The organism is Shewanella sp. SP1S2-4, assembly GCF_031932075.1.
GTDB classification, from domain to species: domain Bacteria; phylum Pseudomonadota; class Gammaproteobacteria; order Enterobacterales; family Shewanellaceae; genus Shewanella; species Shewanella baltica.
In genome coordinates this window covers 19,285-30,064 of record NZ_JAUOET010000042.1, presented here as the reverse complement: position 1 = coordinate 30,064, position 10,780 = coordinate 19,285, and the positions used below count along the sequence as shown (strand labels likewise).

The following is a 10,780-nucleotide window of genomic DNA, read 5'->3' as shown; positions in this document are numbered from 1 at the left end:
CACGTAATCCTCCTTTTTGGCAAGCGCCATGAATTTAATCCATGACGAACTAGAGGGGCAACCGGAACCACCATATTTAAATGTTATTTTGGATGGTGTTGCGTACTCTGTAGTTTGATAGTTATTTCCGCAGGGCTCATCTGAATATGAAGTTACTCCATTCATTTCACATTTATATATCTCGGATTTGACATTGGAACTCACCATTAAAGCAGAAAATAATAAGTACTTAAGGTAAGGCCTGAGATGTTTTAGTTTTGTTTTCATATGACATCCTCTGTCAAAATAGGGAGTTATATCTTAGTTTTACAGTTACCTTTTAAAAAGCTTCTTTTTGATATTTTTCAGTGTTGCAGGTGTCTCCTGTACTTAGGCATCAAATGCTAATTCTGAGTTAAATACAACCACGTTGTTTATAGTTGAGGTGCCACTCTTTAAAGAGTGCCGAACGCTTAGTGTCAATTATTCTCTTCCGAGTGATGCTTTTCTCTTTTGCTACGGGGCCACCCTTACCAAGGTCAACACCTGACAGCTCTTTGCTGTACATCTTTGGTGTCACATGGCTGTAGTGTTGTTCAATCATGGCAATGCTGGTGCCACATTGTTTAGCCAACACTTCCATGCTGACGTTGCCTGACATCAGTTGCCACGTAATGTAGGTATGGCGTAATGAGTAAAGTGTTCTAACGCCATGCGGAGATGACTTTAAACCTGCTTCGGATATGGCTTTTTCAAAAGCTTTACCCAATTCATTGGTGGTTGAACCATCAGCTAAGCGAAACAGCTTGTCAGAAGGTTTCCTGTTCGGGAATCTGTCACGCAATGCATTAACACTGGAAAAGATTTCATCGCGACATATCACTTCCCTTGTGCCTGTGTGCTTAACCGTTTTACCTTTGGTAACCGTAATAGAAAAAACAACATCGTGTTCCTTGGACTCCATTTGAATGTCACCCCACGTAAGGTTTTCCATCTCAGTCCCAGGTCGAATACCTGTATAGACCGCAAACTCCATGTAATCGATGAGTAGCTCACGAATTTGGCGGGTTTTCTCCTTACGGCTATTTTGCTCAAGTGCTAATACGGCATCGAATGCCTTTTCATATTCTTCATGTGAAAAATGCGCTCGCCGTTGTGAGCCCGCCCCTTTAGTCGACAATGATGGCACTTGAGCTGCCAGCATCCATTTTTGGTCAACGGCTTCTTTGAACACTAGCTGCATAGCGGCATTGTGGTTCAGTAGCGTCGACTTTGCTGGCTCACGGCCGAATTGCTCTATTCGCCATTTATCAAATTCACGTAGCTTATCGCTGTCGATAGAGGTGATGTAAATGCGTTCGAAAAAGGGGATGTGATACTTGCGAAGTACCTGCATATAAGTCGTGTACTTCTCGATATCCTTACCATTGTCGATAGACTGTTGCATAGCCTTAATGGCTTTATCTGCCACATCACGAAAACGTTTGGAGCTAACAAAAAGGCCACGTTCAGCCATGAACTCGAATTCCATTTGTAGGCGGTGAGCCATGGCTATGGCTTTCTCTTTTTCCTTTTGTTTAGTCGCTTTGGCAATCCACTTGCCAGCAACTTTAATCCGCGCGTACCAACGTTCGCTATTGTCTTGCAGGTAGACGTATAATTCGTCTGAGATATCGTGTCGTTCGAGTTGTTTGCTCATGGTCAGAGTCTGATGTGGGTTTTGCAAAGAATTTGCAAAGTGCGATAATGATGCCGTAACTTGCTGAAAAATAAAAGTGGTTTTAAGCACTATCTTTTCAAAATCCCCCGCCCTTAAAAGCGTGCCAGTTCGAGTCTGGCCACTGGTACCAAATCCTTCTGATGAAGGAACTAAAACCGACCTAGAGTCGGTTTTTTTGTGCCTGAAATTTGGTTTTTGCTCGGTGCTTTAGGGTGAGCTAGTGGGATTCGGCGATATCCATTTGCGTCATAGTCACGCCTTTGATTTGTGCATAAATCGCTTTTCCATGAGTGAGTTGCAGTTCATCGCAGGCCCATGGGGTGATGTTGGCCCAAAGTTCATCGCGGCCTAGGGCGATTTTTAATTGGATTTGCTCGCCGTTATCGCTGGGATATAAGTCTTTAATTTTTCCCTTTAGTAGGTTGCGGATACTTGAGCCTTTGGGAACCTCTGTGCAAACCGAGACATGATTTGCCTGAATACGCACTTTGAGTTTCTTTGTCGTTTCAGTCAGATAGCCGCTTACCCACAAATAGTTTCCATCATCCATCACGAGTCGCGTCATGGGGTAGTCGGGATGTCTGTCGGCAACCTTAGCACTGAGGAGTGAACTGAGTTCCTGCAATGGCACCCAAGGGCGCATTTGCTCACTATTCCACACTTCACTTAAAGAGCCTTGGGCGATCAATTTTCCCTGATGCAACACCAGCATATAATCCGCCAGTTGTAAGATCTCATCTAGGCTGTGGCTCACATACACTATCGGCAGTTTTAGTTCCTGCGTTAAGGTTTGCAGGTAGGGCAACAACTCGCGTTTACGGGGTAAATCGAGTGACGCTAGCGGTTCATCCATCAACAGCATATCGGGCGATGTCAGCAGGGCACGGCCAATGGCAACCCGTTGTTTTTCACCGCCCGATAGCGTACTGGGATAGCGACTGAGCAGTTTTTCAATTCCCAGTAACTGCACAATTCTATCGAATAACACTGGATTAGTTTTACGTACTCCATAGTTGAGATTGCCCTTCACGCTATAGTGCGGGAACAGCCGTGCCTCTTGAAATACATAGCCAATATGGCGTTTCTCTGGGGGAAGGTTCACTTTGCCTTGTTGATAAAGCAGTTTGTCACCGAGGCGGATTTCACCGCAATCTGGGGTTGAAAGCCCACCGAGTAGGTTCACGAGCGAGGTTTTACCCGCACCCGAACGGCCAAAAACGGCGGTCACGCCTTGCAATGGCAATTGGGTATCGACTTTCAGTTGCAGTTGTCCGAGCCGTTTTTCAATATTGATTGTTAACATACGCTTGCCGTCCTCTGCAGGGCTTTTTTACTCAGCCATTGGGAGGCGAGTAAAGACGCGAGCGCGATAACGATCGAGATAATGCATAGACGCATGGCCTGATATTCGGCTCCCGGAGTTTCAATAAAAGAGTACATGGCGAGCGGAATCGTACGGGTTTCACCTGGGATATTAGAAACGAAGGTAATGGTCGAGCCAAATTCCCCTAGGCTGCGAGCAAAGGCGATAATCATCCCCGACACTATCCCTGGAGAGGTAAGCGGCAGTGTGATGGTGAGAAATACCCGCCATCTACTGCTACCTAAAGTGCGTGCGGCCTGCTCGAGTCGAATATCAACGGTTTCAAAGGATTGGCGTATGGCTCTGACCATCAGCGGGAAAGATACTATCGCCGCCGCGAGGGCCGCACCGCGCCAACTAAAGCTAAAACTGATACCAAACCAATTAAATAACCACTGGCCGATAAAGCCTTGGCGGCCCATGCTGATCAGCAGGAGGTAACCCACTACCACGGGCGGTAACACCAGTGGTAGATGGAGCACACTGTCGAATATAGCCTTGCCAGGAAACTCGACTCTGGCCAGCAACCAAGCGCATAAAATGCCCAAGGGTAAACTGGCGATAACGGCAACGGATGACACCTTTAAGCTGAGCAGCAGTGCGGCAATTTCATAGTCGCTTAGTAGAGAACCACTCAGCACCCTAATTCACTCCAAAGCCATATTTTTCAAAAACATTTTTTGCGCTTGGGCCTTGCAGATACTCATTGAACGCTTTGGCGCTTGCCGTCGATTCTTGTTTGACTAAGGCGATAGGGTATTCAATTGGGCTGTAGCTCGTCTCTGGGAAGGTGGCCACGATTTTGATCTTCTGGGCGACTTTCGCATCGGTTGAATACACTATGCCTAGCGGCGCTTCACCCTGTTCAACTAAGGCGAGTGCGGCGCGGACATTGTTAGCGCGGGCGAGTAATGGCTCAGCAGCTTGCCACAGCTTGAGATTTTCGAGGGCTTGCTTGGCATATTGTCCTGCGGGCACATGATCAGGATCGCCAACTGCCATACGGCTGCCTTTTAATACGGTTTTGATATCCCAATCGCCATTGAGCACCACCTCTGTGATGGGGCTATTTTTCTCGGCAATCAAGACTAAGGTATTTTTTAACAAGGTTTTTCGGCTGTTAACATCGACAGCTTTAGCATCGACCAGATAATCCATCCACTTTTGATTGGCCGAGACAAACAGATCGGCGGGTGCACCATTGGCCACTTGTTTTGCCAGTGTTGAGGAAGAGGCGAAGGAGAATATCACCTTAGTATTGTGTTCTTTTTCATATTGCTGGCCGATTTCGTTAAGTGCATTGGTGAGCGATGCCGCTGCAAAAACAGTCACTTGCTCATTGTCTGCCGCAAAAATTGGGCTAGATGTCAGTACCATTGTGAATAATGAAGCCGTGGTAAAACGCAGTAATTGCTTAAGGTGAATGGATTTCATTGTGTTCCTCCGTGATAAAAAGTAATCGTTATATACCAATCTATATATCGATTATTCAAGCTCTAAGCAATCAATTCGTGATCTGTGTGCGGTTTCTTGCGGATTAATGGCATTAATCCGCTGAAATATCTCGGCAATCTTATTGGTATCCTCAAGGTGATGGAGGACAATAGGGCTCAAGTCAGACTTGGGTGCGGGATAAACGATGGATTTACATGCATTACTTACGCTTTCCCTCGGGGATAAGCCCTTCGCCAATCCTAGGCGGATAAGCCTGCTTGAGCAGGTTGCCAACACAGGCTCGATCAGCCAAGGCGCCAAGCTTGCGGGGATCAGTTATAAAGCGGCGTGGGACGCGATCAATGAGATGAACACCGCCATGCCCGAACCCGTAGTGTGTAGCGAAAAGGGCGGCAAAGGCGGTGGCGGCGCTAAACTCACCGAATTTGGCGAACGGTTGCTTAAGGTGTATTCCATCACCTCCCAAGTACAAGAAATGGCTTTGGCTGCCTTGCTCGATGAGTCCGTCGATATGCACAGTTTATTGGATGTGATGGCGCATTTCTCCCTCAATACTAGCGCCCGCAATCAGTTAACGGGGCGTATCAATAGCATTGATTCATTTGGATTAAATGACAAGATCAGCGTGACCTTAGCGGGCGGGCAACAGATTCAGATTTCAGTGACCCATTCGAGCCGCGAGCGCTTACAGTTAGCCTTGGATAAATCTGTGTTGTTACTGTTTAAAGCCCCCGCGGTACGGGCAACGACACATGCCTGTGAACTGGATGGGCAAAATTGCCTCAGCGGCCGTTTGCTGAGTGTGACTGAGCTTGGTGATAAGGCCGAATTAGCCATAGATATTAATGGTAAAGACATCATCTATTCAGTGATGCCACTCACCCAAATGCAGAGTTTGGCTGTCGGCGAGCCATGTTTTGCCTGTTTTGATGCCACGCAGGTGATCCTCGCCAGCATGAATTAGTCGAATTGAGTGATTGATTCGATTAATCATTGGGTTATTCACTGAGAATGGCCAGTACTTGGCGTTATTGTTGTCGAATGGGATCGTTCGTTTTTGTATTTAAATCGACATCAAAGTCATAAGGCTCACCCCACGACCTTGATCTTTCTTGAAAAAGAATTAAATGAAGTTTGTATATCTAGATTCGTTTGCATGGCAGAGCTACCGCAAGTGGCACAATCATAGAACGTCGAACCCCTACAATTTACCGCCTAACGATTTGGTATCGCACTAAATCGGCATTGCTACCTAATGCTCAGCCGTGCTTCCCTTGCAAATTTTTACACAGATATTTGCAAATCTTTACCTGTTAACGACACTTCCTTCGTCTACTGTCTTTGGCTAACTCTATATACTGTTGGAACAATTTCAGTTCCTTAGCAAGATGCATGCTTGCTGTCTTTAGCATTGATGGACACGACAATACCGATGAAAAAATCCTCAAAGCGTAAATTGCTGCTCGCGTTAAGCGGCTTAATCCTCCTGATTGGCGGTGCTTATTTTATGTGGCATAAGCCTGAAACGGCACCTACCTATGTGACTGAAGCGGTGCGCCGTGGCGATATCGAAAACTCAGTGTTGGCCAATGGCATGTTGCAGGCCTCTAAACTGGTGAGTGTGGGCGCGCAGGTATCGGGGCAAATTTTAAGTTTGCCGCTGGCACTGGGCGATGAAGTAAAGAAAGGCGATTTGATTGCTCAAATTGACAGTCTAGCGCAGCAGAATAATTTGAAGAATGCCCTCGCATCACTCAAAAGTATCAATGCTCAGTTCCGTGCCAAACAGGCGCAGATCCGTCAAGCAAAGTTGGAATTTAGCCGCCAGCAGCAAATGCTTGCCGATAAGGCCAGTTCCCGTGCCGATTATGAAGTGGCCGATGCTAATCTAACGGTTTATCAAGCCGAGCTTGAGCAATTAGAAGCGCAAAAACAACAGGCTGAGATTAACGTCGACAGTGCCCGAATCGATTTAGGTTATACCAAAATCACCGCACCTATGGACGGCACTGTGGTGTATTCGGCGGTGGAAGTGGGGCAAACCGTTAACGCCAATCAAACGACGCCGACGATAGTGGAAATGGCGCAGCTCGATACCATGACAGTTAAAGCGCAGATTTCAGAAGCCGATGTCGTCAATGTCCATCCGGGTCAAGCCGTGTATTTCACGGTTCTTGGCAAGCCGAATCATCCCTACCGTGGCATCTTAAGGGCGATTGAACCTGGACCAATTTCGATGGATGGCGACGATAGCAATATGAGCTCTAGCGACTCAGACGCCATTTATTACCATGGGCTGTTCGATGTTGAAAACCCTGACCGCACCTTGCGTATCGGCATGACGGCGCAGGTGTCCATAGTGTTAGCTAAGGCCGATGATGCGCTATTAGTGCCTGCGCAGATATTGCGTATAAAGCCGAGGGAGAAATCCGCGACGCCAGAGGCTAAGTCTGGCGAGCGTAAAGCACGCAGTGGCCCGCAATATCAAGTGCCTGTACTAGTCGATAACCAAGTGCAATATGTGGATGTCACTGTGGGGATAAACAACAAAATCAATGCCGAAATCATCGCGGGTTTGAAGGAGGGCGATCAAGTCGTGCTTGGCATGCCGTCCGCTGATGATGGCAGCAGCAAATTCCGTCGTCCACCTAGCGTGAGGTTTTAACAGTGACAACGGCATTACTTGAAATTTCAGGTTGTTATCGCACTTTTCAGGCGGGTGAGCAGCAACTCACTGTGCTGAAAGATGTGAACCTGTCGATTGGCCATGGCGAGATGGTGGCGATAGTGGGCGCCTCTGGCTCGGGTAAATCGACCCTAATGAACATTCTTGGTTGTTTAGATAAGCCGTCAAAGGGCGCGTATTTTATCAATGGCCAAGATACCTCAACGATGGACGTGGATGAGTTAGCGCAGCTGCGTCGCGAGCACTTTGGCTTTATCTTTCAGCGTTATCATTTACTGGGCGATTTGACCGCCATAGGCAACGTCGAAGTGCCCGCCGTGTATGCGGGTAGAGAACGCACGGTTCGTAAAGACAGAGCCGAGCATTTGTTAACGCGTTTAGGCCTTGGCGACAGGCTCGACCATAAACCCAATCAGCTCAGTGGTGGTCAACAGCAGCGGGTCAGTGTGGCGCGAGCCTTGATGAATGGCGGCGATGTGATCCTTGCCGATGAGCCGACTGGTGCGCTGGATAGTCACAGTGGTGAAGAAATGATGCAGCTGTTGCAGGAGCTGCACAGCGACGGTCATACCATCATTATCGTGACCCACGATATGCACGTGGCCCAATATGCCGACCGCATTATCGAAATCAAAGACGGCGTGATCATCAGCGATGAGCGCAGTCAGGATAAACAGACGGCTAAGCCGCAAAGCTTGGCGTCACAACATTCGTCATCACAAAACACGACCTCACAAAATACGGCGCCACAAAAGCCTAACGGCACTATGATCGCAAAAACAGTGGCAGCAAAAGACAGCTCGCGTGCGCGAGTGGCTTCGTGGGACAGATATGTCGAGGCGCTTAAAATGGCGCTGGTGGCGATGTCGACCCACAGGTTACGTACCTTCTTGACTATGCTCGGGATTATTATCGGTATTGCCTCTGTAGTTTCTGTAGTGGCCTTAGGTGAAGGCTCGCAGCAGGCCATTCTCAAAAGTATCAGTTCGATGGGAACCAACACGATTGATATTCGCCCGGGTTCAGGTTTTGGCGATCGACGCTCGGCGCGGGTGCGTACCTTAACGGCGACCGATGCCAATGCCCTTAAAAATCTGCCCTATGTCGATAGCGTGACCCCAAGTATTGGCTCTAGCGCGACGGTACGTTTTGGCAATAAAGCGGTATCGGCCTCGGTGAATGGGGTGGGGCCTGAGTTCTTTCGCGTGAGAGGTTACGAGTTAGCGCAGGGGCAGTTTTGGGATGATGCCAGCGTTGCAACACTCGCCCAAGATGCGGTGATTGATGACAACACCCGTAAGGAGCTCTTTCCTAACAGTGCTGGCGCGAATAACTCGGCCATCGGCCAAGTGATTTTCCTTGGGGATTTACCCGTGCGCATCATAGGTGTGACGCAGCCAAAAGAAAGCGCCTTTGGTAATAGCGATGCGCTCAATGTGTGGGTGCCTTACACCACAGTTTCTGGCCGTATGATAGGTAAAAACTATTTGGATGGCATCACAGTACGACTCGATGAAACTGTGCCGAGTAACGCGGCGGAGCAGGGCATTATCGCGCTACTTAAAATGCGCCACGGCACGCAAGATTTCTTCACTATCAATACCGATACCATTAGGCAGAACATCGAAAAAACCACAGCAACCATGACCTTACTGATCTCGGCGATCGCGGTGATTTCCCTTGTCGTTGGTGGAATTGGGGTGATGAACATTATGTTAGTGTCAGTGACTGAGCGGACTCGTGAAATCGGGGTACGTATGGCAGTGGGCGCGCGTCAGAGTGATATTTTGCGCCAGTTCCTTATCGAAGCCATCTTAGTGTGTTTGTGTGGCGGAACCTTAGGCATTGCTTTGTCCTACTTAATTGGCGTGGTGTTTGCTCAAACGGGAGGCAGTTTCCAAATGATTTACTCCACCACCTCCATCGTTGCCGCCTTTGCCTGTTCGACCTTAATTGGTGTGCTATTTGGTTTCTTACCCGCCCGCAATGCGGCGCAGTTAGATCCCGTTGACGCATTAGCCAGAGAGTAATAACACCATGAATACAAAAATATTTAATCGACACTTTTCGCCTCGTAGCTGCGCGATTGCTGTGGGCACGGCTTTGGGAATCGCCTTGCTGAGTGGCTGTGGCAGTTTCATGCGTTCAGACTTTGAACCACCCGCATTGGTGATTCCTGAACAGTGGCAAAACACCACAGTGAACGAGCAAGTAAAGGTCGATCCTTGGTGGCAGCAGTTTCATCAGCCTGAGCTTGATAAGCTGGTTAGCCAAGTGTTGAGCACCAACAATGACTTAACGCTGGCGACCTTAACCCTGCGTAAAGCGCGTTTGCAGGCAGGACTAACACGGGATGATCTATACCCGCAACTATCGGCCAATCTTGGTGCTTCCCGTAATCAGCCACTCGATGGCGGCGATGCGACTAAGAGTTATCAAGCCAACTTGTCTGTCAGTTATGAGGTGGATTTGTGGGGCAAAGTGTCGGCCAATATTGACCAAGCCCAATGGGCGGCGCTGGCGAGCGCGGAAGATAGGGAAAACACCACCCAAAGCCTAGTGGCGACCACTGCATCCTTGTATTGGCAGATAGGATATTTAAATCAACGGGTTGATTTAAGCCAAAAGAGCATAGCGTACAGCAAGCAAACGCTGGCTTTAACCCAAAGGCAGTATGATTCTGGCGCCGTGACGCAAGTGAATGTGCTCGAAGCGCAGCGCAGCATGGCGGGACAAGAGGCGGCCCATAGTCAGCTTATCCAGCAATTAACTGTGGCTAAAAATGCCCTCGCGATATTACTCAATCAGGCGCCAGCTGCTGATCCAGCGCAGAGTTTAGCCTCAGGGGAGACTTGGGTTGAGATTAAACAACTCCCCGATGTGGCAGTACCGGACGTTAGCGTGGGCGTACCCGCAGATTTGTTAGTCAGACGCCCAGATGTGAAGGCTTCCTTGTATCAACTGCGCTCCGCCTTGGCGAGTAAAGACGCTACCTATGCGAGTTATTTCCCAAGCCTGAGTTTAACGGGCGGTATTGGGGAGTCGACCTCAGAGTTAAAAGAGCTGTTACGCAATCCCGTTGGTAGCTTAGGCGCTGGGCTTGTCTTGCCCTTTTTGCAGTGGAATCAAATGCAAATCAATAACGACATTGCCGATATTGATTATCAAACCGCTGTGGTGAATTATCGCAAGACGCTCTATTCCGCCTTTGAAGATGTCGATAACGCGATTTCGGCTAAGCAGCAATATCGCTATCAAGGGGATAAGTTGGCGCAACAATTTAGCGCCGCGGCAGCCGTTGAAGCCATTTATGAGAGTCAGTACCGCAATGGCGCTATCGGTATTCAGAATTGGATTGATGCCCAAGAGAATCGTCGCAGCGCCGAGGCGGCTTTGCTCGAGAATCGTTACAACCAACTCACCGCCCAAGCGACGCTTTATCAAGCCCTTGGCGGCAGCGATATCGCCCCGCCTTTGGCAAAGGAATAACGCATTGTTGTAAAGCATCACGGCACTATATAAAAACGAAAAACCGCTATTAATAGCGGTTTTTCGTTTTTATATGACTCAGGCCAGC

General features: G+C 48.5%; 8 protein-coding genes and 1 pseudogene. 4 read left to right on the top strand and 5 right to left on the bottom strand.

All coding sequences use genetic code 11. The features are described from left to right. The 5 genes and pseudogenes from Q4Q52_RS21450 to modA all read right to left on the bottom strand — a co-directional run. Positions 1-267, bottom strand: a pseudogene (locus tag Q4Q52_RS21450) (hypothetical protein); the annotation flags it as partial. A 127-nt stretch (positions 268-394) separates the two neighbouring features. Continuing rightward, positions 395-1,678, bottom strand: a complete 1,284-nt coding sequence (locus Q4Q52_RS21445) for a site-specific integrase (protein ID WP_131525884.1) — start codon at positions 1,676-1,678, stop codon at positions 395-397. 238 nt (positions 1,679-1,916) lie between these two features. Then, positions 1,917-3,002: a molybdenum ABC transporter ATP-binding protein ModC gene (modC, locus tag Q4Q52_RS21440; protein ID WP_311991642.1), complete on the bottom strand. Its 1,086-nt coding sequence runs from the start codon at positions 3,000-3,002 to the stop codon at positions 1,917-1,919. Then, positions 2,996-3,709, bottom strand: a complete 714-nt coding sequence (modB, locus tag Q4Q52_RS21435; protein ID WP_311991643.1) for a molybdate ABC transporter permease subunit — start codon at positions 3,707-3,709, stop codon at positions 2,996-2,998. Before modB ends, modC begins: the two co-directional genes overlap by 7 nt. Then, the gene (modA, locus tag Q4Q52_RS21430) at positions 3,705-4,496 is read right to left on the bottom strand and encodes a molybdate ABC transporter substrate-binding protein (protein ID WP_259521157.1); all 792 of its coding nucleotides are present in this window, start codon (positions 4,494-4,496) and stop codon (positions 3,705-3,707) included. Before modA ends, modB begins: the two co-directional genes overlap by 5 nt. 205 nt (positions 4,497-4,701) lie before the next feature. On the opposite strand from modA, the gene Q4Q52_RS21425 reads away from it, so the two are divergent. From Q4Q52_RS21425 to Q4Q52_RS21410, 4 genes are all read left to right on the top strand, one after another. Further along, positions 4,702-5,481: a TOBE domain-containing protein gene (locus Q4Q52_RS21425; RefSeq protein WP_311991641.1), complete on the top strand. Its 780-nt coding sequence runs from the start codon at positions 4,702-4,704 to the stop codon at positions 5,479-5,481. A gap of 468 nt (positions 5,482-5,949) precedes the next feature. Further along, positions 5,950-7,182: an efflux RND transporter periplasmic adaptor subunit gene (locus Q4Q52_RS21420; RefSeq protein WP_311991640.1), complete on the top strand. Its 1,233-nt coding sequence runs from the start codon at positions 5,950-5,952 to the stop codon at positions 7,180-7,182. A gap of 2 nt (positions 7,183-7,184) precedes the next feature. Then, the gene (locus Q4Q52_RS21415; RefSeq protein ID WP_311991639.1) at positions 7,185-9,233 is read left to right on the top strand and encodes a MacB family efflux pump subunit; all 2,049 of its coding nucleotides are present in this window, start codon (positions 7,185-7,187) and stop codon (positions 9,231-9,233) included. 7 nt (positions 9,234-9,240) lie between these two features. Next, positions 9,241-10,692, top strand: coding sequence for an efflux transporter outer membrane subunit (locus Q4Q52_RS21410; protein WP_311991638.1), 1,452 nt, complete (start codon positions 9,241-9,243; stop codon positions 10,690-10,692). Positions 10,693-10,780 lie beyond the last annotated feature (88 nt).